Source organism: Vreelandella neptunia (assembly GCF_022489065.1).
In the GTDB taxonomy this organism is placed as follows: Bacteria; Pseudomonadota; Gammaproteobacteria; order Pseudomonadales; family Halomonadaceae; genus Vreelandella; species Vreelandella neptunia_A.
Window position 1 is genome coordinate 188,440 of record NZ_JAKVTW010000002.1, and the last position, 23,629, is coordinate 212,068.

At 56.8% G+C, this 23,629-nt stretch carries 23 protein-coding genes; 11 read left to right on the top strand and 12 right to left on the bottom strand.

Features of this window, described 5'->3' with window-relative positions:
- Window positions 1-32 precede the first annotated feature (32 nt).
- The 5 genes from MLE19_RS05055 to MLE19_RS05075 all read right to left on the bottom strand — a co-directional run bounded on the left by MLE19_RS05055 (window position 33) and on the right by MLE19_RS05075 (window position 5,506).
- Entirely contained in the window at window positions 33-1,037 is a 1,005-nt protein-coding gene (locus MLE19_RS05055; protein WP_240716982.1) for an ABC transporter ATP-binding protein, read from the bottom strand.
- Entirely contained in the window at window positions 1,034-2,083 is a 1,050-nt protein-coding gene (locus MLE19_RS05060; RefSeq protein WP_240716983.1) for an ABC transporter ATP-binding protein, read from the bottom strand. Before MLE19_RS05060 ends, MLE19_RS05055 begins: the two co-directional genes overlap by 4 nt.
- Window positions 2,076-2,984 (bottom strand): ABC transporter permease, encoded by a 909-nt coding sequence (locus tag MLE19_RS05065; RefSeq protein WP_240716984.1) that lies wholly within the window; start codon window positions 2,982-2,984, stop codon window positions 2,076-2,078. Before MLE19_RS05065 ends, MLE19_RS05060 begins: the two co-directional genes overlap by 8 nt.
- A gap of 11 nt (window positions 2,985-2,995) precedes the next feature.
- Window positions 2,996-3,913, bottom strand: a complete 918-nt coding sequence (locus MLE19_RS05070; protein WP_240716985.1) for an ABC transporter permease — start codon at window positions 3,911-3,913, stop codon at window positions 2,996-2,998.
- A 75-nt stretch (window positions 3,914-3,988) separates the two neighbouring features.
- Window positions 3,989-5,506 (bottom strand): ABC transporter substrate-binding protein, encoded by a 1,518-nt coding sequence (locus MLE19_RS05075; RefSeq protein WP_240716986.1) that lies wholly within the window; start codon window positions 5,504-5,506, stop codon window positions 3,989-3,991.
- A gap of 197 nt (window positions 5,507-5,703) precedes the next feature.
- Between MLE19_RS05075 and MLE19_RS05080 the strand changes: the two genes are divergently transcribed.
- The gene (locus tag MLE19_RS05080) at window positions 5,704-6,687 is read left to right on the top strand and encodes a LysR family transcriptional regulator (RefSeq protein ID WP_240716987.1); all 984 of its coding nucleotides are present in this window, start codon (window positions 5,704-5,706) and stop codon (window positions 6,685-6,687) included.
- Here MLE19_RS05080 and MLE19_RS05085 read toward each other — a convergent pair.
- Window positions 6,626-7,231 carry an ABC transporter ATP-binding protein gene (locus MLE19_RS05085; RefSeq protein ID WP_240716988.1) on the bottom strand — a complete coding sequence of 202 codons (606 nt, stop codon included), beginning with the start codon at window positions 7,229-7,231 and terminating at the stop codon, window positions 6,626-6,628. The genes MLE19_RS05080 and MLE19_RS05085 overlap by 62 nt on opposite strands.
- A 250-nt stretch (window positions 7,232-7,481) precedes the next feature.
- On the opposite strand from MLE19_RS05085, the gene MLE19_RS05090 reads away from it, so the two are divergent.
- The 7 genes from MLE19_RS05090 (at window position 7,482) to MLE19_RS05120 (ending at window position 14,780) form a co-directional block, all read left to right on the top strand.
- Window positions 7,482-8,255 (top strand): pseudouridine synthase, encoded by a 774-nt coding sequence (locus MLE19_RS05090; protein ID WP_240716989.1) that lies wholly within the window; start codon window positions 7,482-7,484, stop codon window positions 8,253-8,255.
- A gap of 10 nt (window positions 8,256-8,265) precedes the next feature.
- Complete coding sequence (gene tcdA / locus MLE19_RS05095; protein ID WP_240716990.1) at window positions 8,266-9,162, top strand: tRNA cyclic N6-threonylcarbamoyladenosine(37) synthase TcdA; 897 nt, start codon at window positions 8,266-8,268, stop codon at window positions 9,160-9,162.
- Complete coding sequence (locus MLE19_RS05100) at window positions 9,159-9,377, top strand: DUF1653 domain-containing protein (protein WP_240716991.1); 219 nt, start codon at window positions 9,159-9,161, stop codon at window positions 9,375-9,377. The genes tcdA and MLE19_RS05100 overlap by 4 nt, the downstream gene beginning before the upstream one ends.
- A 167-nt stretch (window positions 9,378-9,544) precedes the next feature.
- Window positions 9,545-10,453, top strand: coding sequence for an MBL fold metallo-hydrolase (locus MLE19_RS05105; RefSeq protein ID WP_240716992.1), 909 nt, complete (start codon window positions 9,545-9,547; stop codon window positions 10,451-10,453).
- A 30-nt stretch (window positions 10,454-10,483) separates the two neighbouring features.
- Entirely contained in the window at window positions 10,484-10,912 is a 429-nt protein-coding gene (locus tag MLE19_RS05110) for a TIGR01244 family sulfur transferase (protein ID WP_240716993.1), read from the top strand.
- Between the two features lie 53 nt (window positions 10,913-10,965).
- Window positions 10,966-12,672, top strand: a complete 1,707-nt coding sequence (locus tag MLE19_RS05115) for a SulP family inorganic anion transporter (protein WP_240716994.1) — start codon at window positions 10,966-10,968, stop codon at window positions 12,670-12,672.
- Between the two features lie 113 nt (window positions 12,673-12,785).
- Complete coding sequence (locus tag MLE19_RS05120) at window positions 12,786-14,780, top strand: RecQ family ATP-dependent DNA helicase (protein WP_240716995.1); 1,995 nt, start codon at window positions 12,786-12,788, stop codon at window positions 14,778-14,780.
- Between the two features lie 9 nt (window positions 14,781-14,789).
- On the opposite strand, the gene MLE19_RS05125 is transcribed toward MLE19_RS05120, so the two are convergent.
- The 6 genes from MLE19_RS05125 to MLE19_RS05150 form a co-directional block, all read right to left on the bottom strand.
- Window positions 14,790-16,211, bottom strand: coding sequence for an FAD-dependent oxidoreductase (locus MLE19_RS05125; protein WP_240716996.1), 1,422 nt, complete (start codon window positions 16,209-16,211; stop codon window positions 14,790-14,792).
- A complete protein-coding gene (locus MLE19_RS05130) occupies window positions 16,211-17,143 on the bottom strand; it encodes a polysaccharide deacetylase family protein (RefSeq protein ID WP_240716997.1) in 933 nt (310 codons plus the stop codon). The genes MLE19_RS05125 and MLE19_RS05130 overlap by 1 nt, the downstream gene beginning before the upstream one ends.
- Before the next feature lie 4 nt (window positions 17,144-17,147).
- Entirely contained in the window at window positions 17,148-18,101 is a 954-nt protein-coding gene (locus MLE19_RS05135) for a polysaccharide deacetylase family protein (protein ID WP_240716998.1), read from the bottom strand.
- A gap of 15 nt (window positions 18,102-18,116) precedes the next feature.
- Window positions 18,117-18,782 (bottom strand): isochorismatase family protein, encoded by a 666-nt coding sequence (locus MLE19_RS05140; RefSeq protein ID WP_240716999.1) that lies wholly within the window; start codon window positions 18,780-18,782, stop codon window positions 18,117-18,119.
- 57 nt (window positions 18,783-18,839) lie between these two features.
- Complete coding sequence (locus MLE19_RS05145) at window positions 18,840-19,733, bottom strand: isocitrate lyase/PEP mutase family protein (RefSeq protein WP_240717000.1); 894 nt, start codon at window positions 19,731-19,733, stop codon at window positions 18,840-18,842.
- A gap of 83 nt (window positions 19,734-19,816) precedes the next feature.
- Complete coding sequence (locus MLE19_RS05150; protein ID WP_240717001.1) at window positions 19,817-20,236, bottom strand: nuclear transport factor 2 family protein; 420 nt, start codon at window positions 20,234-20,236, stop codon at window positions 19,817-19,819.
- A gap of 234 nt (window positions 20,237-20,470) precedes the next feature.
- On the opposite strand from MLE19_RS05150, the gene MLE19_RS05155 reads away from it, so the two are divergent.
- From MLE19_RS05155 to leuD, 3 genes are all read left to right on the top strand, one after another.
- The gene (locus MLE19_RS05155) at window positions 20,471-21,277 is read left to right on the top strand and encodes a GntR family transcriptional regulator (protein ID WP_240717002.1); all 807 of its coding nucleotides are present in this window, start codon (window positions 20,471-20,473) and stop codon (window positions 21,275-21,277) included.
- Window positions 21,278-21,422: 145 nt separating this feature from the next.
- Entirely contained in the window at window positions 21,423-22,862 is a 1,440-nt protein-coding gene (gene leuC / locus MLE19_RS05160) for a 3-isopropylmalate dehydratase large subunit (RefSeq protein WP_240717003.1), read from the top strand.
- On the top strand, window positions 22,862-23,500 hold the full coding sequence (gene leuD / locus MLE19_RS05165) for a 3-isopropylmalate dehydratase small subunit (RefSeq protein WP_240717004.1): 639 nt from the start codon (window positions 22,862-22,864) through the stop codon (window positions 23,498-23,500). The genes leuC and leuD overlap by 1 nt, the downstream gene beginning before the upstream one ends.
- The last annotated feature ends 129 nt before the right edge of the window (window positions 23,501-23,629 follow it).

A 23,629-nucleotide genomic window follows, 5' to 3' on the forward strand; every position in this document is an offset into this window, starting at 1 on the left:
TCCTTTTAACGTAAGGCATTAATTAGCGGTAGTTAGGCAAAGTGGCAGGCGACACGCGCCTGATTGCCCTGACGAGTCGCCTGATCAGACGTTTGAGCAATAGCGCTCAGCGTCGGCGCTTGCTGTGAGCATGTGGGCTGAGCAACAGGGCATCGAGGGTGAAAGGCACAGCCTGAAGGTGGTTGTGTAGGGTCGGGTTGCCCGGCCCCAAGGCCGATATCAGGTACGCCCAAGCCAGGCTCTGGCGTCAGCGCGGAGGCTAGCAGCGCTTGGGTGTATGGGTGGCGAGGCGCGGTGAAGATTTGTTCACGGGTGCCCTCTTCGACAATTTGCCCCAGGTACATCACCGCCAGCCGGTCCGCCAAATGTTCCACCACGGCGAGGTCGTGGCTTATAAACAGATAGGTAAGACCAAACTCATCTTTAAGGTCGAGCAGGAGATTGAGAATCTGAGCCTGCACTGATACATCCAGTGCGGAGGTAGGCTCGTCACAAATCACCAGGTCAGGGCGCATAATCAGTGCTCGGGCAATCGCTACCCGTTGGCGCTGCCCGCCAGACATTTGCCCTGGGTATTGCTGTGCAGCGCGTTTGGGCAACCCGACCATATCGAGCATCTCCTCGACCTTTACGGCCTGCTCCTTGGAGGTGCCAATGCCATGAATACGCAGCGGCAGACCAACGATCTGGGCAATCCGCTGGCGGGGGTTCAGTGACGAGTAAGGATCCTGGAAAATGGGCTGTATATGGCGGGCTAACGCCTTTTGGTTAGCATTAACAATCGCTTTGCCATTAATCAGCACATCGCCCGCACTAGGGGGCGTCAGCCCCAGCAGCATTTTGGCCAAGGTGCTTTTACCGCAGCCTGATTCGCCCACCAGCCCCATCACCTGACCGCGGGGAACGCGCAGCGATACATCGTTGACTGCCTTTAAGGTACGGCTCTTATGCAGCATGCCGCCGCCCAGTTTGAATGTTTTGGAAAGCGCGCAGAGCTCCAGGGCAAGCGGGTCGAGATGGTGTGCGACACTGCTCATAGCGTTACCTCCTGAGCGTTTATCGTTGCCGGGTTGGCTAGCTGATGGGCAAAGTGGCAGCGCGATAGGTGTCTGTCCGCGACGGTTTGCAAGGGTGGTGTGGAGTAACAACGCTCATCCGCATGGTCGCAGCGATTACAGAAGGCGCAGCCCTCGACCTTATCTACCAAGCTGGGAACCACGCCTGGAATGGCCTGCAAGCGGCTGCCCGGCAGCGTTTTGCTAGGTGTCGGTATGCAGCGCAGTAACCCTTGGGTATAGGGGTGGCTGGGGGCATGAAAAAGCGCCTGGGCAGAGGCGGTTTCAATCACTTCACCGGCATACATCACGGCGACACGGTCGGCAATGCGGGCAACAACGCCCAGGTCGTGGGTAATGAAGATAACCGCGGTACCAAACTCCTGCTGTAAGTCCCGTAGCAGGTGCAGAATTTGCGCTTGAATGGTGACGTCCAGCGCCGTGGTAGGCTCATCGGCGATGATCAAGTCGGGTTCACACATCAGTGCCATTGCGATCATGACCCGCTGGCGCAGCCCGCCCGAAAGTTGGTGGGGGTACTGGCGCATACGCTCTTCGGCGGCGCTGATACCTACCCGCTTGAGTAAATAGAGTGCACGGTCGTGGGCCGCTTTACGCGATACCAGCTGATGACGGCGCAACGCTTCGCAGAGCTGATTGCCCAGGGTGTAGGCGGGATTGAGGGCCGTCATGGGCTCTTGGAAAATCATCGCCATGCGTGCACCACGCAGGTTGCTGCGCTCGTGCTCAGACACCGTGAGCAGATCAACGCCGTCAAAGTTGAGGCAGTCGGCGTTGATCTGCGCTTTGCGCGGTAGCAGGCCCATTAATGCCAGCGAGGTCATGGATTTACCACACCCAGACTCGCCTACCAGGCAGAGCATTTCGCCGCGTTCAACGTGAAAATCGATGCCCCGCACGGCGTGAAGCGTGCCTTTGGCTACCGGTAAGTCGACACGTAGCTGTTTTACGCTGAGTAGCGGTGAGGCTGGCGCTGTTGAACGCTCAACGGATGATTGATTACTCATTGCGGCCTCCTGGCGCGCTTAGGTCGCGCAGCCCATCACCTAGCAAGTTAATTGCCAGCACCAGCACAAACAGGGCGCTGCCGGGAATCGTAATGACCCAGGGCTGAAAGAACATATAGGCTTTGCCTTCGGCGATCATCAGCCCCCAGGAGGGGGAGGGTGGCTGCACGCCCATCCCCAGGAACGACAGCGTCGCTTCGAGCAAAATGGCGTTGGCAACTTCTAATGTGGCCACCACAATCAGGGCGCCGGCGATATTGGGCAGCACTTCGCGCAGTAGAATGTAGTGCAGGGGGCAGCCCAGTGCCTGGGCGGCTTGGATATATTCAGCGTCACGCAGTTGCTGGGTGGCTGAGCGAGCAACGACGGCGAAGCGATCCCAGAGTAGTAGCCCTAACAGTAGGGTGACGGTGAGCATTGAGCCGCCTATTAGCGAGGCCATAGCCAGTGCCACTAACACCACCGGCATGGCTAGGCGGGTGGTGAGCAGGTAACTCACCACTGCATCAACGCGTCCACCAAAGTAACCGGCCAACACGCCTAACGTGGTACCAATCAGACCGGAAATCAGTGCGACCACGATGCCGATAAAGAGTGAAATGCGGGTGCCATAAATCAGTCGGCTCAGATAGTCACGGCCAAGACGGTCGGTGCCTAACGGGTGTGTCCAACTACCAGTGTCGTGCCAGAAAGGCGGCACCATGCGGTTAGCGGTGTTCTGTAAATATGGGTCATGAGGGGCTAGCCAAGGTGCCAGGAGCGCAACGACCCCCAAGGACGTAATGATCAATAAACCGATGGTTAGGCTGCGGTTATTAAGCGTGCTGCGAAATAGGCGCGACTGCCAAGTAGCGGCCAACGGTTGTTCTGCGGCCACCTGTGGGGAAAGGATATTTGCCATGGTGTTCTCCGTTAACGCGCGCGCAGGCGGGGGTCGAGTACTGCGTTGAGAATGTCGGCCAGCAGCGTCAACACGATATAAAACAGCGCAATGATCAAAACGATGGCTTGAACCACTGGGTAGTCGTTGCGGGAAATGGCGTTCCAGGCCAGTTGCCCCAGTCCGCGCAGCGAAAAGACGGTCTCGATAACCACCGAGCCGCCAAGCATAAAGCCCAACTCCACGGCGGCTAGCGCCACCACGGGAATCACCGCATTGCGTAGGGCGTGTTTGAAAATCACCGTGCCGGTGCGCAGCCCTTTGGCTCGTGCAGTGCGGATGTAATCCGCCTCAAGTACTTCCAACATGCCGCTACGGGTGAGGCGCATCATGGCGGGAGTGGCGTAGTAGCCCAGTGCAATGGCGGGTAGCACAAAGCCTTGCCAGCTATCGCTTCCAGCCGCGGGAAACCACTGCAGCTTGACGGCAAACAGGATGATCAGCGTTAAGCCAAACCAGAAATTCGGCATCGCCTGTCCGGTCACCGCAATGGCCATGGCCATCCGGTCTATCCAGCTACCCCGCTTGAGCGCGGCCACTACACCGAGTGGAATAGACACGAAAAGGGCAATCGCCAAGGACATCACACCCAGGGTCATGGTCACCGGTAAGCGCTCGACCACCAGATCCATGACATCGCTCTGGTAGTAGTAAGAGCGCCCAAAGTCGAGCTGCACGGCTCCCCAAAGCCAACTGGTAAACTGCTGGATCACCGGGCGATCCAGGCCGTAATCCGTTCTTATTTGTTCTACCTGCTCGGCGGTGGCCTCGGGGCCACCAATGGAGAGTGCCAGGTCACCCGAGAGCTGCAGCAGACTAAAGCAGAGAACTGAAATAGTCAGAGCGACGCTAAGCGCTATTAGCGTGCGCTTGAAAACAAATGCCCACATAAAGCATCACCCCCTCGCTATGGAAGGCTAGCCGTGGAAAGAACCACGGCTGCCGATAGGTCAAACGTCACGCCGTTACTTCCAGCTTGCTTCGTAAAAGCGCGGTAGTTCGTCGGGGTAGGCGGTGAAGTCGAGATCAGCGGTGTGGGCGTAATAGGTGGAGTAGGAGAACAGCGGCGCCCAGTACGCTTGCTCGGAGATGCGGGCGAGCGCTTTTTGGTAGTGCTCCAAGCGCACATCAGGATCTACCGAGGTGTCGGCGGTCTGAAGCCACTCTTGCACCTGGCTGTCCTGCCAGAGATCGTCAATACCGCCTGTGAAATAGACGCTGACGAAGGCCGAAACATCGTTAATAGAGAATGAGCCCCAGGCTTTAAACGACATATCGGTTTGGCCGTTACGCTGAAGCTCAAGTAGCGCGGGGGAGGTCATAAAGCGCAGGTTGGCATTGATGCCTACTGCGCGTAGATCGCCAATCATCGCTTCGGCGTAGTCGCGTTCCCGGTAGGCGTGAAGGTCGATATCAAAGCCATCGGCGTAACCCGCTTCGGCGAGCAGTTCACGAGCTTTTTCAGGGTCGTACTCATACTCAATGACGTCTTGTGTTTCACAGCCGAACTGGGTGGGAAAGCAGGGGGCGTAAAGGGGCTGGCTGCCGCCGCGTACTAGATCATTAGCGAGGCCTTCCCGGTTCATGGCGTGGTTAATGGCTTGACGCACGCGAATATCATGTAACGGCGACTCTTCTCGGGTAGCTGAATCCAGGCCGATATAGCCGACGCGCATGGTTTCGCCGCCCAGTACGCTAAGCTGGGGCATACCGCCTAACGATTCAGCTTGATCCGACGGTACGCGCCAAATCCAATCCACTTGCCCCGACATCAATTGCGCCATACGAGAGTCCGCATCGGCAATCGCCTTGAACTCAATATTGCCAATCTCCGGTTGGCCAATCGGGCTGTCGGTAAAATAGTCATCAAAGCGCGTTAGGCTGACGCCATCCCCAGGGCGAACGTTGGTAATCCGGTAAGGGCCGGTGCCCACTGGCTCACGGCTAAAACCCTCAATGCCCACTTCCTGGAAATACTCATCGGGGTAAATTGGCATCGGGCCTGAAAGATACTCAAGGGCCGCGGGGAAAGGCTCCTTGAGATGAATGCGAACCTGGTAATCATCCAATTTCTCAACGCTTTCGATCCAGTCGACATTTTGGCGTGTCACCACCCGGGATTCGGGAGATACCGCGTAATTAAAGGTGAACACTACATCGTCGGCGTCGAAGGCCTCGCCGTTGTGAAAAGTAACGCCTTCACGTAGTACCAGATCTAAGGTCGAGTCATCGACCCACTCCCATTCGGTCGCCAAACGGGGCTCGTACTCATTCGTCTGTGGGTTGCGGTAAATCAGCGTGTCCCAGGCCAAATGGGCAAGAATCACCCCTTCTCGCAGGTTGTTATGGTAGGGGCTAACGTTCTCGGGTTCGCTGTCAGACGCATAGACCAGCGTATCGTTAGCCTTACCTGCCATTGCGGGTGTCGCAATGCTGAGCAAAGCCAGTGATGTAACGCAGTAAAGAGTTTTAGGTGTTTGCATGCCATACCTCGTTTTTTTAATAAAGAAAGGTTATGAGCGTTTGGCGTACCGTCGGCACTGTTGTTATGAGATGGACCTGTTCAAAGATCTGTTGCCGCTCCCATTTCAAGCTAATCTATTGATAAGGAGTGCCACAAGTGCAATGTTTAGAACTTATCATTGCTGTTTCGGCAATCCTTATGGCGAAGGGAGGCACGATGAATCCACGGGTGCTACAAGAAACCGCGTTACGCTATTTTTTAGAAGTGGTGCGCTGCGGCTCCATTAGTGAAGCTTCGGGGAAGCTCAATGTGGCACCTTCGGCGATTAGTCGGCAGATTGCCCGGCTGGAGAGCGAGTTGGATACGCTGCTCTTTGAGCGCCGTGCGCGGGGCATGGTGCCGAGCGCCGCAGGCGAACTGCTGGCGGTACATGCTCGCCATATGCAATTGGAAGCCGACCGTATTGGCAGTGAAATTCTGGCGCTGCGTGGATTGCAGCGGGGTAAGGTGCGCTTGGCTAGCTCAGAAGGCTTTGCCGTGGATTTTTTACCGGCGGCTATCGCGGCTTTCCGCAAGCGCTACAGCGGCATTCATTTTCACTTGATGGTGGGGTCGCCTGCCCAGGCGACCCGGCATGTCAGGGAAGGCAATGCGGATATCGGTATTACCTTCAGCTTAAAGCCCGAAGCGGATATTACCGTCGCGCTTAGACAACCAGCGCCGATTATGGCGCTGGTTTCACCTGACCATGAGCTAGCGACTAAAAAACACATAACACTAGCGCAGCTACAGCGCTATCCACTGGCGCTACCCTCGCCAGAAACGACCCTGCGGCAGCTGTTTGATATCTGCTGTAGTCGCCAAAATCTGGCGTTTGAATCCATTTTTAGCAGTGACTACACTGAGGCATTGATCAACTTCGCCATGCTGGGAGGCGGGGTGGCGCTTGCCGGGGAGATTTCCGTTCGTTACCGCATTTATCAACAGCGAGTCGTCGCGATTCCCATTCGTGACCAGGGCATGGACTCCCGCTTTATCGAAGTCCAAACCCTCGCCAAACGAACCTTGCCGAGTGCTACCCAGGCCTTTCTGGCGTTCATTAAAGAGCACATCCCAGCTGGAAAGTTGCCGCTTTTACCTACCCCGCCAATGCCAACTGCCGATCGCACACCTTCGCAATCAACGCCGGGTCGTGGCTGACCAGCATTACCGCACAGGCTTGTTCACGAGCCAGCTCAACCAGCAGGCTCAGAGTTTGCTGTTGGGTGATGGGGTCGAGCCGGGAGGTGGGCTCATCGGCAAACAGAAAACTCGGTTTGAGCAGCAGCACGCGCAGAATCGCAAAGCGCTGGAGCTCACCACCGGAAATTTCCCCAGGGCGACGGGCCAGCAGATGCTCGTTAAGCCCCAGGCGCTCCATAAGGGGCGCAACCACGCTGGGCTCAAGTCGGTGACGGCGGAGCAGGTCCTCAAGCAGCTGGTTCAGCGTCCAATGAGGGAAGAGCGCCGCCGGTGGGTCTTGATAGAGTTTCTGTCGGGCAAGCCGAGGTAGGCCATCTTGGTAGATGACGTTGCCACGGTCTGGTTTGGCAACACCGAGCAGTATATCGCCTAGGGTGCTTTTGCCACAGCCAGAGGGCCCTACCACGCCCACCATTTCCCCAGGGTGCACCGCGACATCTAGTTCGCTAAACAGCTCGCCGCCGCCGCCCAGGTGTTGAAGGATGCCAAAATGGCCAGCCATGCAGCAGAAGTTCGTTTCATAAGAGTCTCCTTATTAATCAATAAAGTTGTCTTATAACATTGCACTTATTGTGCAAAGACTTGATAAGAACACTTGGTGTGAATACTTGAGGAGTAGCCTTGATGAAAAGCTATGATGAGAAGGATTGCCGTATTGGCCGGATGACATCTCGCGGCCCAGCCGCGACAATAGCGCCCTGTTGTTATCGTGAACGATATTTTTTAATCGCCAGCTTTTATCCAGGAGCGTTATGACGCCACTCAATATCCTTTACCAGGATGAGTATCTCGTTGCGGTGCATAAGCCGTCAGGGCTGTTGGTACATCGCTCGGCGTTGGCGCGCGGCGAAACGGAATTTCTGCTCCAGCGGCTGCGCGATCAGCTTGGCAAGCGGGTCTATCCCGTTCACCGTTTAGATCGGCCTACCTCTGGTGTGATGGTATTTGCGCTCTCCTCTTCAGTGGCGGGCCTACTCAGCGAAGCCTTTAGCGAGCGCCAGGTAGAAAAGCGCTATTTGGCGGTGGTGCGCGGTAAAGCGCCGGAAAGCGAGCGCTTGGACTATCCGCTACGGGAAGAGGACGGCACGCGACCCAAAGCTGAGATGCCTGCCATGCCCGCGATGACCGATATTCGCCGCCTGGATAGCGCTGAGTTGCCGGTGCAGGTCGACCGTTACCCAGTGGCGCGTTACTCCCTGGTAGAGGCTCGGCCATTGACCGGGCGCCGCCACCAAATTCGTCGCCATCTTTCACGGCGGGGCTATCCGATTATCGGCGATGCCAAACACGGTAAAAGTGTTCACAATCGCTTCTTTGCCGAGCAGTTGGGCGCGCCGCGTTTACTGCTGGCCGCCACCTATTTAGCCTTTGACCATCCGCTGTTGGCCAAGCGTGTACAATTGAGCTGCGCTTTGGATGACACCATGATCGCGCTGTTTAAACACCTTGGTTGGGCGGGGCATTTGCCGCTGGATAGCGTACGAACGCCGCCACTTGTAACGCCTTCCGCTCTCCAAGCAATGTGAGTCTGTTTCTATGCCATTGAACGAGCCATCAACCTCCCTTGCTACCGCCTCAGTTTCTAGTGAGCGTGTTTCTAGCGACTATTCTTCTAGCGACTATGATTTTCGCTTTGGTGGTATTCGACGCCTCTACGGGCAGCGCGCGGCGCAGGCGTTTCGCCATGCCCATGTCGTCGTGGTCGGGGTAGGCGGCGTGGGTAGCTGGACGGTAGAGGCGCTGGCGCGCTCGGGCATTGGCAAGCTGACGCTGATTGATCTTGATGATGTGTGTGTCTCCAACGTCAACCGTCAGCTCCACGCGCTGGATGGCACTATTGGCCAGCCCAAGGTCGGTGTGCTGGCTGAGCGCTGCCGCCTGATTGCGCCCGAAATCGAGATTGTGGCCGACACTGCCTTCGTTACGCCGACCAACTTGGCCGAGCGCATTCCTGATGACGCCGATCATGTGGTGGATGCCATCGACAGCGTGATCGCCAAGGCTGCGCTCATCGCCTGGTGCAAGCGGCGCAAAATACCGATTACCGTCACCGGCGCGGCGGGCGGGCAGACCGACCCGACGCGTATTCAAGTCGCCGATCTCACCCGTACCGAGCACGACCCGCTGCTCTCCAAAGTGCGCTCAAGGCTGCGCCGGGACTACGGCTTCTCCCGCAACCCCAAGCGGCGCTTCTCGGTAGAGTGCGTCTACTCCGACGAGCAGTTGATCTACCCTGGTGCCGACGGCGAAGTGTGCCTGCAAAAGCCCGGCAGCGGTGACGCCACGCGCCTGGACTGCGCCTCAGGCTTTGGCGCCGCCACGTTTCTGACAGGCACCTTTGGCTTCGTGGCCGCTTCAAAAGTGTTGGAGCGCCTCGCCAAAAAAGCCAATCTGCCAATTGCTGCAAACACCATCCAAGAGGAAGCCGAATGACGACGCCCGTTCCTGGCATTTATCGCCACTACAAAGGCAATTTGTACGAAGTGATGGGCATCGCCCAGCATAGTGAAAGCGAGGAGCATGTAGTGGTCTACCGCGCTCTTTACGGCGATTACGGTCTCTGGGTGCGCCCGCTTGAGATGTTTACTGAAAACGTAACCAAAGAGGGCCACACCCAACCGCGTTTTGCGCTGGAAAGGGCGTTCTAACCCGTATCGATTTGTTTGCCATTTTGGCTATTTAACGCCGCCACCTGTGAGGCCAGGGAGGCGGCTTTTTTATGGGCACTATTGCTTATATTCCAAAATAAGCTATGTTTATAACAATTGTTGGTGATAGTGCCAAGTAGCAACACTCAAGTAGTTAGGAGATAAGCATGAAGACCTTTGCCCTTTCTCAAAGCACAGGCACAGGCGCACCTGATGTAGCGGGCTTTTTTGATCCACGCACCTTTAGCATTCAATACATCGTGAGCGATCCCGCCACCAAACAGTGCGCGATTATTGACCCGGTGCTGGATTTCGACGAGAAGGCCGGTGCCACTGCGACCTTCTGCGCTGACGCGTTGTTGAAATATATACACAAAGAAGGCCTGACGGTGGCGTGGGTTTTAGATACTCACCCCCATGCGGACCACTTTTCCGCGGCCCAGTACCTAAAAGAGAAAACCGGTGCACCCACGGCAATCGGCCAGTACGTCACCAGAGTGCAGGCGCTGTGGAAAGAGATATATAACTGGCCAGAGATGCCGACTGACGGTAGTCAGTGGGATACGCTTTTCAAGGAGGGTGACACCTTTAAGATTGGTGAACTAAGCGCCCGCGTGCTGCACTCTCCTGGCCATACGTTGGCATCGATCACCTACGTGATTGGCGATACCGCTTTTGTTCATGACACCCTTTTTCAGCCAGATTTTGGCACCGCACGGGCGGACTTTCCTGGCGGCAGTGCCAAATCGCTGTGGAACTCCATCCAACAAATTCTCTCATTGCCCAGCGAGACGCGGCTGTTCACAGGCCACGACTACATGCCGGACGATCGAGAGCCGCAGTGGGAAAGCAGCGTCGCCGAACAGCGTGACCATAACCCGCACCTGGTGGGCAAAAGCGAGGCAGACTACATAGCGCTCCGCCACCAGCGGGATAGCGAGCTGCCCATGCCCAAGCTGATTTTGCATGCGCTGCAGGTGAATACTCGAGGTGGACGCCTACCGGAGCCTGAAGCCAATGGTAAGCGCTATTTGAAAATCCCCCTGGATGCCCTGGAAGGCGCTGCCTGGGATTGATGTTACCCAAACCAATATTGAGGTGTGGCCATGCAAACGAAGCCATTGGAGCCAGGCGTTGAGATCACCTCAGCGCTGACGGTAGATGAGCTGGAAGAGGTAAAAGCACGTGGTTTTCACGCGGTGGTGTGTAACCGCATCGAAGGCGAGAGCGAGGACTTTTCCGACGAGGCGCGCTACCGCGAAAAAGCCGAGCAGCTTGGCCTTGCCTGGGTGCATATCCCCGTGAAGCCAGGCGAGTACAGCGAAGCTGACATTCGCGCCTTTGCTGAGGCGCTTCAAGAGCTGCCGCGGCCAATTCTGGCGTTTTGCCGCTCGGGCAAGCGCGCCACTCACTTATGGGCGTATGCCAAACGCCAGCATGAGCAGTGTGATTTAGCTGAATTGTTTGCCGCCGCCAAAACGGCAGGTTTCGATTTGGAAGATCAGCGCAAAGCGCTTGAGAATCATGCCAACTAAGTGAGTGGCGTGAATAAGGGCGGTTGATTCTATTCCTACAATGAGTATGCGTCATGGTCATTGAGCGCTGGGTGCCGTTAGTGGGCTGGCTGCGTACCTATCACCGGGGTTTGCTATCGCGGGATTTACTAGCGGCGGTGATTGTCACGCTGATGTTGGTGCCGCAAGCGCTGGCCTACGCCATGCTGGCGGGCTTGCCGCCGGAAATGGGGCTTTATGCCAGCATGCTGCCGCTGGTGCTTTACGCCATTTTCGGTACCAGCGCGAGTCTAGCGGTGGGGCCGGTGGCGGTGGCTGCACTGATGACGGCCTCGGCGCTGAGCAGTTTAGCCACGCCGGGCAGCCCTGAGTACATTGGGGCGGCGCTAGTGCTGGCGGCGCTTTCAGGGCTTATCCTGATCGCGATGGGCGTGCTACGGCTAGGTTTTTTGGTTAATTTCTTAAGCCATCCAGTGATCTCGGGTTTTGTGACCGCCTCGGGTATTCTGATCGCTGTCAGTCAGTTAAAGCATCTTTTAGGCGTTGAGGCGTCAGGCCATAACATTATTGATCTGATGGGAGCGCTGCTAAGCCAGTGGCAGCAGGTAAATATTATTACGCTGCTAATTGGCCTGGGCGTATTGGGCTATCTGCTGATGTGCCGCAAGCGCTTGAATGGCTGGCTGACAAGGCTAGGTATGTCGGCCAATTTGGCAGGGCTGATCGTTAAAGCCGCGCCCATTTCGGCTGTCGTTGTGACCACGCTACTGGCTTGGGGCTTGCAGCTGGAGCAGCGAGGGGTCGACGTGGTGGGGTTTGTGCCTAGCGGCCTGCCGGTCATTACGCTACCTAACCTTGAGCAATCACTATGGCTTGGCCTACTTCCCGCGGCGCTGCTGATTAGCTTGGTGGGGTTTGTGGAGTCAGTATCCGTGGCGCAAACCCTAGCCGCCAAATGCCGCCAACGGATTGACCCGAATCAAGAGTTAATCGCCTTGGGTATGGCCAACCTAGGCGCCGGCGTCAGCGGTGGCTCGCCGGTGTCGGGTGGGTTCTCCCGTTCGGTGGTGAATTTCGAAGCAGGGGCCGCAACGCCGCTGGCCGGAGCCTTTACCGCTGTAGGGATTGTGCTGGCCACGCTGCTGCTTACCGACCTGCTGGCCTTTTTACCCACCGCGACGCTGGCGGCCACCATTATCGTAGCGGTCGGCACGTTGATTGATCTACCGGCGGTAAAACGCACGTGGCAATACTCTCGAAGCGACGGGGTGGCGATGGTCGCCACTTTGCTGCTGACCCTGCTGCACAGCGTGGAAGTGGGTATTATCAGCGGCGTAGTCCTCTCGCTGGGGCTACATCTTTACCGCACCAGCCAGCCCCACAGTGCTGTCGTTGGGCGGGTGCCGGGCACCGAGCATTTTCGTAACGTAAAGCGCCATCAGGTTGAAACCGATGAGCATGTCGCCATGCTGCGCATCGATGAAAGCCTCTACTTTGCCAACGCCCGCTATCTGGAAGATACCGTAATGGCGCTAGCCGCTCGCTCGCCGTCGCTGAAACATATCGTGCTGACCTGCCAAGCGGTGAACGTCATTGATGCCTCTGCGCTGGAGAGCTTGGAAGCTATTAATGGGCGTTTAAAAGATGCTGGTGTGAAACTACATTTAGCGGAAGTGAAGGGTCCGGTGATGGATCGCCTGACACATACTGCGTTTTGCCACGAACTCACCGGGCAGGTATTTTTCACCACCTATGATGCCTGGCAGTTGCTGGCGCATTAGGCTAGTGCCAGTCCGGTATCGGTTTGATGACCTTATAGGCTTCAAATTGGAGAAGTCAGCGTTAACGCGTTAGGTTAGCCGCTAACGCATTGATGACTCTCCAGGGAATGGCCATGACCTTAGCCTCGCCGCAGCAGACACTAAAAGCAGTATTTGGGTTTGATGACTTTCGTGGCGGCCAGCAGGCGGTGGTGTCCAGGGTGTTGGCGGGGCACTCCACGGCGGCGATTTTTGCTACTGGCGCGGGGAAGTCGCTTTGCTACCAGCTTCCGGCGCTGCATTTGCCGCATCTAACTCTGGTGGTTTCGCCGCTGCTGGCGCTGATGCAGGATCAGCTCTCTTTTCTAACCCGCCATGGCGTGGCGGCGGCCAGCATTGATTCCACCCAAGACCGCGAAACGACGCGTGATGTCATGGAGCGCGTTAAAAGCGGTGAGCTGAAAATCCTGATGATCTCGGTGGAGCGGCTTAAGAACGAGCGCTTCCGCCACTTTCTGCGCCAAGTGAAGATCTCGCTGCTGGTGGTCGATGAAGCCCACTGTCTTTCCGAGTGGGGGCATAACTTCCGCCCCGATTATTTGAAGCTGCCGGACTACCAACGGGACTTTGCCATTCCACAGGTGCTGCTGCTTACCGCCACGGCTACGCCGACGGTGATTGCCGATATGGGTGAGAAGTTTGCCATTGCGCCGGAGAACGTGATTACCACAGGCTTTTACCGCCCCAATCTTGAGCTGCTGGTGGCGCCCGCCATGGAGGATCGACAGCAGCAGTTGGTTGAATGGCTGAAACCGCAGATGCAGCCAGGCAGCGAAGCACCCACGATTATTTACGTCACCCTGCAACAAACCGCTGAGCGCGTGGCGAAAGCGCTGGCGGCCCAGGGCATTGCCGCTGAGGCCTACCATGCAGGGTTAGATTCCCAACGGAGGGATGAGATCCAGCGCCAATTTATGGGCGGTGAGTCGCCCTGCATCGTGGCGACCATTGCTTTTGGAATGGGCATCGATAAGGGCGATATTCGCAACGTGGTGCACTTTGATCTGCCCAAATCCATCGAGAACTACAGCCAGGAAATTGGCCGGGCAGGGCGTGATGGCCAGCCTTCCACCTGCCTGACCATGGCAGGTCGCGATGGCCTTCGGGTGCTGGAAAACTTCGTTTACGGTGATACCCCTGAGTACGCGGGCATCTATCGCCTGCTGGAGGAGATCGCTGCGGCAGGCCAAGCGCCGGATCGTCAGTGGGAGGTGCTGCTGAATACGCTTTCCCGGGATACCAATATCCGTCCGCTGCCGCTGAAAACACTACTGGTGCGGCTGGAGATGCATGGCATCATCGCCCCGCGCTTTGCGTTTCTCGCCGAGTATCGGCTGCGCTACCATATTGAACCCACTGAATTAGTGAGCCGTTTTCAAGGCGAGCGGTCAGCCTTTGTGCGTTTGCTAGTCGACAATATTGTTATCGCCCGCACCTGGGGAACGGTGGATTTTGAGCTTCTACACCAAGCGGGGCTAGCTCAGCAGATCGACGCCTCCCGTACCCGAGTGATCACTGCCCTTGAGTACTTTCAGGACAAAGGCTGGCTGACCCTGGAAGGCAAGCGCATGACCGATGTGTATGAAGTGTGTCAGCCCAGTTTTGCCATTGAGACGCTAGCGAGCCAGCTGTATGACGACTGCCTCAATCGAGAACGTATCGAAATTGAGCGGCTGCAATCGATGCTGGCGCTGTTTGAATCGGAGAGTTGCCTGATGCGACGAGTGGCCGAGCACTTTGGCGATAACACTTTTGACGCACCACTTGAGAGCGAGCAGGGCCACTGTGGGCACTGCTCGGTATGTTACGGCCATCCGGTAAAATTACCGGATGCGCCTCCACCGCCTGAATTAACGGCTGCTGATTTTCAGCGCTATGCAACTCCATTAATTGAGTGCCACACCAAACAGCTCGGCCAGCCACCCAATGCACACCGGCTGGCGCACTTCCTGTGCGGCTTAACAATGCCGATCTTCACCCCACTCAAAGCCCGCAGCCTTAACGGCTTCGCGGTCTTTGAGCAGCGTGCCTATCCCGAGGTGCGTCAGTGGGCGGAGGCAATGTTGTAGCGAGTAGCCCTAGGGCAATACTGCTGAACTGAGCTTCAAATGAAGCAGCTCAGCGGCGCTTTTGCCCGCTACAGCGCCCAGTACCACCGCGCTAAGCAGCCCGTTGCCGGAAAGGTAGCCGCTGTCGTTGGAACCCGAAACACCGCGTGCCGCGCCCCCTGCCGCGAACAGGTTGGGTAGCGCCTGGCCTTGGGTATTAAGCACTCGTGCGGTGCGGTTCACCTCTAAACCGCCTTGGGTATGAAACAGCGCACCGGTCACGCGAATGGCGTAATAGGGTGGCTTGAGCAGGTTGGCGGGTTCAAAGCTGCGGCCAAAGGTATCTTCCGTTTGCTGCTCGGCATGCTGCTGCATCGCTTTGAAGGTGGCCTGCAGCGTGGTGAGTGGCATGCTCAAGCCAGTTGCCAGCTCTTCAAGGCTAGCAAAGCTGCGTACCGCGCCACTCTCCTGAGCGTTGCGATAATCCTCAAACGCCTGAGCGGATTCATGGATGCGGGCGTCATAAAGATTCCAGGCAATTTTCTCTGGCTGGGCCAAGACCTTGGCCGCTTGCTCTGAATAGCCGCCGTGCTCGTTGGAGAAGCGCTCGCCGTTTAGATTGACCTGAATGCCGCCCTGCATCATCAGCGCCCAGCTAATCAGAATCTGGTGGGGCGTGGCTAGGGATCCATGCCCCTGGCAGGCGCCTAAATCTTTGGTGCTGGCGCCCATGGACTGACCCCACAGCAGCGCATCGCCCTGGTTACCTTCATGGCCGTAGTAGAGCGCGTGTTTGAGCGTGGGAAGGTAGCGCTCCACCAGCTCAACGTTACCGCCATAGCCGTTGCAAGCTAGAATCAACGCGTCGCAGCCGATGCTTTCGCGACTACCGTCCGGGCGCTCAAGCGTTACGCCGCGCACTCTTTGAGCATCATCAACGTGTATATCCACCACTCGCGCCTGGGTCAAAATATCGATACCTGCCGCTTCAACAGCGTTAAGCAACGCGCCCATCAACTCTTCCCCGGTACGCCGAGGCGTGGCGTGCATACGCAGGTGGCGGTGGCCGGGGTAGAGAAATCCCTCGACCAGCTCAAAGGGCACGCTGTGTCGATCCGCTAGCCACTCAATGGTTTGGCCGGATTGGCTGGCGAGTAGCTCAACAATCGCCGGGTCTGCCTCGAAGCCATTTTTCTTCTGGATATCCTCTGCCATGGCGTCGGCGGAATCCGTGACGCCAAGCTCATGCTGAAAGCGCGTATTAGCAGCAGGAATAAAGCCCGACGACATCGCCGTGCTGCCGCGGGGTAGCGCGTCGCGCTCCAGCACCGCCAGCTCCACACCCGCCTCTTGGGCAGCCAGTGCGGCGACCAAGCCACAGGCCCCAGCGCCAATAATCAGTAACGGCAAATGGGCATCAAAGCTGTCGTTGTTATAGGGAAGTATCGCCATTACGCCTGCTCCCCTGCACGATGAAACGCATCAAGAATCTCGCCCGCCGGGGCCTGCCATACTTCTGGGTGCCCGCTGATATGGGCCAGCACCTCTTCCAGGCAGGCAATCCGGTGAGGCTGGCCGACCAACCAGGGGTGAAGGTTCAAGGCAAACAGTCGCCCGCCCTGCTCGCGGGACTCTGCCAACAGGAAGTCGAAAGCGTCTTTCACCTGAGTCACCCAGGAATCCTCCGAGTGCAGGTTCTGGCCGATCACAAACTGGTCCTCGATCTCGGTGGCCAGCGGCATCATGGTTAAACAGCCGGTTTTGGTTTCACAAGCATAAGGCATATCGTCGTTGACCCAGTCGGCACAGTATTCGATGCAGTTCTCTGCCAGCAGGTCAGGGGTGTTGAAACTTTGGTGCTTGGCTGGGCTTAGCCAGCCGCGAACAGGCTGGCCGGTGACGCGCCGCAGCGTGTCGACGGAACGCTTGACCAGCTCGGCTTCCTCTTCAATCGGCTGGCCGCCGTAGTGCAGGTGATCCATATTCCAGCCGTGGGCGATAAATTCACCGCCATGCTCTTTCAGGCGCTGCACCAAATAGGGCGTCTGCTCCGCTAACTGGGCGTTGATAGCAAAGGTGGGCGTGATGTTGTAAGCCGTCAGCGCTTTGAGTACCCGATAAATCCCCACGCGGTTGCCGTAATCCCGCAGCGAGAAGTGGCGCAGATCCGGGTAGGGCATGGTCATGCCGTTAGGCACCTTAAACGGCTTGCCGCGCTGGTTAAGCGGGTAGAACTGTAGCGAGATATTGATCCATACCGCCAGGGTTTTGCCCTCGGGCCAGGTGACCGTTGGGCGTTCACTTAGCATCGACCACGCATAGCGCTCGTGGTCGTAGCCGTGGCGGCGTAAAGGGTAGTCGAGATAGTCGTCGTTAAGCGCCATAGCGTTACCCCTGTTTACTTGCGGTGGCGGCCTGGGCCGCGATGCTGTCGAGGGCGACATCGTAATAGTTGGCCAAGTAGTAGTCGGCAATCTCGCGGCCGGTGGCGACCCATACATCCGGATGGCCGGTAATGTACTCAAGTGCCTCTTCAAACGCCTTGATCCGGTGCGGACAGCTCACCTGATAGTTGTGAGTGGGAATGCACATCACGGTGCCGGACTCGGCGCCTTCGGCATACAGCCGGTCAAAGTGGCGCTTGAGCATAGTGGCATACTGGCGCGGCTCTACCTTGTTCACGGCGTAGACGATGGTGTCGTTCATCTCCAGCGAGTAGGGCATGGAGATAAACCGCTTGCCGGAACGAACGCTGACCGGCGTTGGCTGGTCGTCGTGGAACAGATCGCAGGTGTAAAGCCCGCCTTTGTCGCCGAAAAGCTCTTCGCCCACTTCTGCAAACAGATCCAGGGTGCGCTCTGAGTGAGAGAGTGCCGGGGCTAGATAGCCAGCGCAGGCCTGGCCAGTATGACGGTGTATGGTTTCCATACTGTCGCGGATCATCGCCCGCTCCTGGGCTTCGCTCAGGCCGTAGGTGTAGCGTGTGTTGTAGATGCCGTGGCTAAAGAACTCCCAGTCACGCTCGCGGCACATCTGGATAATCTCAGGGTGGTGCTCGCAGAGCGCCACCGACAGCGACACCGAACCGCGAATGCCGTACTTATCCAGCAGAGCCATCTGGCGCTGGTGGCCAACCCGGTTGCCGTAGTCGCGAATGCTGTAGCCAGGAACCGAAGGGTGCGGATGCGGCCAAGGGTTACGCTGCGGGTTCAGCGGTGGGTCGAGTTCGTAATACTCGATATTGGGTGCGACCCAGAAAGCGACTTTCGCCCCGCCTGGCCAGGTGATCTTGGGGCGCTGGTCATAGGCCCAGTAGTCGTAAACGCCGAGTGACTCTTTCATGGCTGGCTCCTGTTATCACCCATTACCGTCCAACCACGCTAATACCTCGGCCACCGGCAGTACGTCGGCATACTTAAGGTGTAGGTCGGTCAGGTTGGCGTAGTGGTAGCTTTCGTGTTTATCCGATACGCACTCCATCGGCACGATAGTGCGGTAGCCTCGGGACAGGCTTTCCACCGCGGTAGCGCGGATGCAGCCAGAGGTAGAGCCACCGGTAATAATCACCGTATCGACCTGATGCCACACCAGCAGCGACTGTAGCGGGGTTTCAAAAAATGCTGAGGGCATGCGCTTGGTATAGATCACATCCCGGCTGCGATCGATTTCACATCGCTCGTCGAACTCGGCGCGCTCAGAGTCGTACTTAATGTTTTGCAGTGAGTCCGGCGTATCGGTCCGCGTGCCCCATACCCCCGCATCTTCGGCGGAGTCCAAAAAAGCCACATGCGTCCAGACCACCGGCCAGCCTTTCTCCCGAAAACCGCGGGCCAGTTGGTTGGTGTACTCCAACTGTTTGGGGTCTGTTTCGTAGGCGGTTTTAAAGAGATCGGTACGGGTGTAGGCCTTTTGCGGATCAACGTTCACCAGCACTGCTTTATTACCAAAGCCAAACGGCACCCGCTGGGGGTTGGCCATGACGTCGTTAAAAATCTCTTTCGCCGTTTTATCGGTGATCTGCATCGTCGTCTCCTGAATTTGCTTATTTATAAATCATCGGCACACGTTGAGAAGCGAGCGTTAGCGATTGTCGTACTGCTCGCCAAGCTCCAGCATCGCCTGGGTGCCTAGGTAGTCGTTAAGCTGTTTGAAATCGAGCATCTGGTCGCGGAAGGCGTCGGTGGTGCCATCCTGTTTCAGGGTGGCAAAGAAGCGACTGGCCATATGAGTAATCGCTCGTACCAGCGCGCCGGGGAAAATCACCAGCGAGAAGCCTAGGTCTTCCAGCGCCTGGGCGTTCTGCAGCGGCGTGTCTCCGCCCTCGACCATATTGGCCATAATCGGCACATTGCCTTTGAACTGGGTCATGATCTTGCTGATATCTTCGTCGCTACGAATACCTTCGATAAACAGCATATCGACGCCCGCTTCATAATAGGCTTGGGCGCGCTCAATGGCGCTGTCGGTGCCTTCCACGCCAAGGGCGTCGGTGCGGCCGATAATCAGGGTGCTGTCGCTTTCACGGGCGTCCAGAGCTGCGTGTAGTTTACCCACCATTTCGCTTTTGGAGACCAGGGTTTTACCGCGCAGGTGGCCGCAGCGCTTGGGATAGGTTTGATCTTCTAACTGAATCGCGTTGGCGCCCGAACGCTCCAGCAAGCGCACGCTGCGCATCACGTTCATGGCGTTGCCAAAGCCGGTATCACAATCCACCACAACAGATAAATTAGTGCGTTCGCGAATATGCGACATCGCAGTGCAAATTTCGGTAATGCTGAGTAAGCCAATATCCGGCCGCCCCAGCTGGGTATAGGCCAGGCTAGCACCGGAAAGGTAGACCGTATCGAAGCCTGCCTGCTCGGCAAGTGAAGCGCCAAGGGCGTCAAACACGCCGGGGGCGACCACAATGGAGCTGTCTTTCAACTGCTGCTTAAGTTGGGCTGGCTGGTGTGAGGCGTGCTGTTGGCGTGTCATAAATATCTCGTCACTCTAGGAAAAAGGGTAGTCAGAAAACGATAGTAAGAAAAACGATAGTCAGAAAAACATGAGCGGTGGATTCAGGGGTTAGCGGTGGCAGTTTGTGTTAGCGCCAAGTCGTTCCAAACATCCTGACGGGTAATCAGGCCATCGGTGAGTTCAAAGCGGTCAATAAAGCGCACGCCCGCTGAAGTACTGCCATCCAGCCACTCCACTGTGAGCTCGCCATGGCAAAAAACGACTATTACAGAACCAGCGCCGTGAGTGGGGTAGTCGCACTGCTCGACGGCGTAAATCGTTTTGCTCACCCGGCGGTAGCGGTTTTTGGCCCATTCGACAACCTCGCTGAGCCGTTGCATCGGTGGCGCGCCAGGAAACTGCATGACTACGTCTACGGCGAGGTAGCGCTCAGCGCTGGCTAAGTCGCGGGCTTCCATAGCACTTAAAAAAGCGCGTACCTGCTCAGCGCTAGTGTTTTTCTCACAGCGGTTTTCCGTCATAGATAACGCTCGACTCTTTGGCTAATCGCTGCCCATCTGAAACCCTTATTTGAAACCCGGTTGTTAGCGATACTTAAGGGGGCTGGTTCTGTAATAATGGCTTTCAAACGGCAGTAATTGTGTTATTAACTGGCTGTCGATATGTATTATATGTAATACATTTTTATGTCTATTATTATCCCTACGTCAAGCCTGTTATGAATTTTTTGAACCACATCCTGAGGAGAGGCGTGGATGAGTGAGGCACAATCCTCCGCGGTAGGCGGCACTAAATCCCACCGCATCTACCTGCTGCTGAAAGACGCTATTTTGAGTGGACGGCTGCCTGCGGGCAGTAAATTAGCCGGTGAAAATAAACTGGCAGAGCAGCATGGCGTGTCGCGAGTTACCGTTCGGCGTGCCATGGAGGCGCTGCAAACGACAGGCATGGTAGAGCGTAAGGCTGGGGTGGGGACGGTGGTATTGGAGCAGCCGTTGGACGCGACGGTGATGACCGCCAGCGTGTCTAATCTGATGCCCAATATGGTCAAGATGAGCCAAGCTTCCCAGGTGCGGCTGCTGGAGTTTGCCTATGTGCTACCACCGGAAATGGTTCGCGAGCGGTTAGGTATGGCGCAGAACGGCAAGGTACAGCGCTCGGTGCGTGTCCGTATGGTCGACGATAAGCCATTTTCCCATCTGGTGACCCACGTCCCCGAATCTATTGCTCTGCACTACAACGAGATGGATTTAGCCAATACGCCGCTGTTTGTGCTGCTAGAGCGCAGTGGCGTAAAGGTCGACCACGCTTCCCAATCGATTTCCGCTACGTTGGCTAGCCATGAAGTGGCTGAAGCACTAGATGTTGCCGTAGGTTCGCCGCTGATTTCACTTACCCGCGTTGTGTTTGATGAGCAGGGCCGGGGCGTAGAGCATTTGGATGCACTCTATCGTCCGGATCGTTACCGCTTCCAGATAGATCTTGAGCGAAACGGCGACGATAACTCCCGCTACTGGGAACCGAAAGTGGGTGGAATGCCCACCAGCGGCAAGGCTGAGTAGTGTGATTAGGTTGATTTTTAATGTATTAAATTTAATACAGATTTAAAATTATAAAAAATACATTTGACCTGTGTTGTGAAACTGCGCTAGTTGTATTGGGTGAGAATGATAAGTCCAACGAAGGCCGAGGCAACGAGCGACGACAATGAGCACCCCAACAACGCTATTTGACAAAGTTTGGCAGGCCCATGAGGTTCACCGCAGTGACAGCGGTCAGAGCCTGCTGTGGATTGACCGTCACTTTGTCCATGAAGGCTCCTTTCATGCGTTCAATAAGCTCGCTGAGCGTGCACTGCCCGTTGCCCGGCCCGATCTGACCTTTGGCATTGCTGACCACTACGTACCAACGCTAGCCCGAGATTTGGCAGGCGTTGCCGATCCCAAAGTGCGCTCAATGATTGAGCAGCTCTCCCAGAATACCCAGCAACACGGTGTGACGCTGTTTGGCCTGGATGACCCCCGCCAGGGCATCGTGCATGTTCTCGGGCCGGAGCAGGGGCTCACTCAGCCCGGGATGGTGATGGTGTGTGGCGATAGCCATACCGCTACTCACGGTGCCTTTGGCAGCATTGCCTTCGGTATTGGCGCATCAGAAGTCGCCCACGTGCTGGCCACCCAAACGTTGTGGCAAAGCAAGCCCAAGGTGATGCGCATCACGGTGGAAGGCCAACTGGCCGAAGGCATCACCGCCAAGGATGTCGCGCTCACCTGGATTGCCCGTTTGGGTGCTGATGGTGCACGAGGCTACGCCATCGAGTACGCCGGTGAGGCGATTCGTTCGCTCTCCATGGAAGCGCGTTTGACGCTGTGCAACCTCTCCATTGAGGGCGGGGGTCGCTGTGGCATGATCGCGCCTGATCAAACCACCTTCGACTATTTGCGCGAGCGCCCCTGGAGTCCAAAAGGTGACGCTTTCGACCAAGCCTGCGCTTACTGGTCCACGCTCTACAGTGACCCAGGCGCCAGCTTTGATCTAGAAGTGACGCTGCATGCCGATGAGATTGCTCCGACAGTGACCTGGGGCGTTTCGCCGGAAGAAGCACTGCCTATTGATCGCGCAGTACCGGATCCCGAGCAACTTAGCGACCCCGCCAAAGCGCGCCAGGCCAGAGATAGCTTGGCCTATATGGGCTTAACACCAGGCCAAAAGCTCACCGACATCAAAATTGACCGAGTTTTTATTGGCTCCTGCACTAACGCCCGCATTGAAGACTTACGCGCCGCTGCCGCCATACTGGCAGGCCACAAAAGCCGCGTACCCGGCATGGTCTCGCCCGGCTCAACGTTAGTGAAAACCCAGGCGGAAGCGGAGGGGTTAGACCGCATTTTTATCGACGCAGGGCTCGAGTGGCGCCACTCCGGATGCTCCATGTGTGTGGGTATGAACGGTGATTTGGTCGCCAGCGGCGAGCGCTGTGCTTCCACCACCAATCGCAACTTCAAGGGTCGCCAGGGGCCAGGGGCGCGTACGCATCTGATGTCACCTCCCATGGTGGCCGCTGCGGCGGTCAGTGGACGGCTGGCCGATGTACGGACGTTAACGGCGGGCAGTGACTCATCCGTTCAGGCTTCAGGAGCGCACTAATGCAACCGATTACCGTATTGCACAACCTTGGGGTGGCGCTTGCAGCAGCGAACGTGGATACCGATCAGCTTATTCCGGCGCGTTTTATGAAAGAGCCGCGCAGCGTTGGGTACGGCCAGTTTCTGCTTTATGACGTTCGCCATGATGAGCATGGCACACCAGACGCTGAATTTATTCTGCATCGCCCTAAGGCCAATAATGCCGAAGTGATGGTCAGCCGACGCAACTTTGGGGCGGGTTCGTCGCGTGAGGCAGCAGTCTATGCGCTGGTCGATTACGGCTTTCGCTGCGTGGTGGCGCCAAGCTTTGGCGATATTTTTGCCTCTAACGCCGTCAATAACGGCTTGCTGCCTGCGGTTGTGGAAGAAGAGGAGGCAGAGCGCTTGCTGGCAGCGTTGGGAGATGCACCGGCCGATATTTATGTTGATTTGGAGCAGCAGCTAATCCGTGTCGCTGAAGTGCAAGTCAGCTTTTCCATTAGCCCCGTATGGCGCACCAAGCTGCTTAACGGCTGGGATGATATTGATATGACCCGCCAACATGCCCACACCATTACTGAGTTCGCAGCGCACTACTCAGCACAGTTCCCTTGGACGGCGGCGCAGCCGCCAGAAAGCGCCATTATAAGTAAAGGTTAGCGGTAGTAACGCTATACCAATAGTGAATGTTTATAAAAAGAGTACGCACGCTTACAGCAGACGTTTATAAAAACGGCTTATAAGAAAGCAGCAGAAACAATAAACGCTATAACGCAGACTACCTCGTGC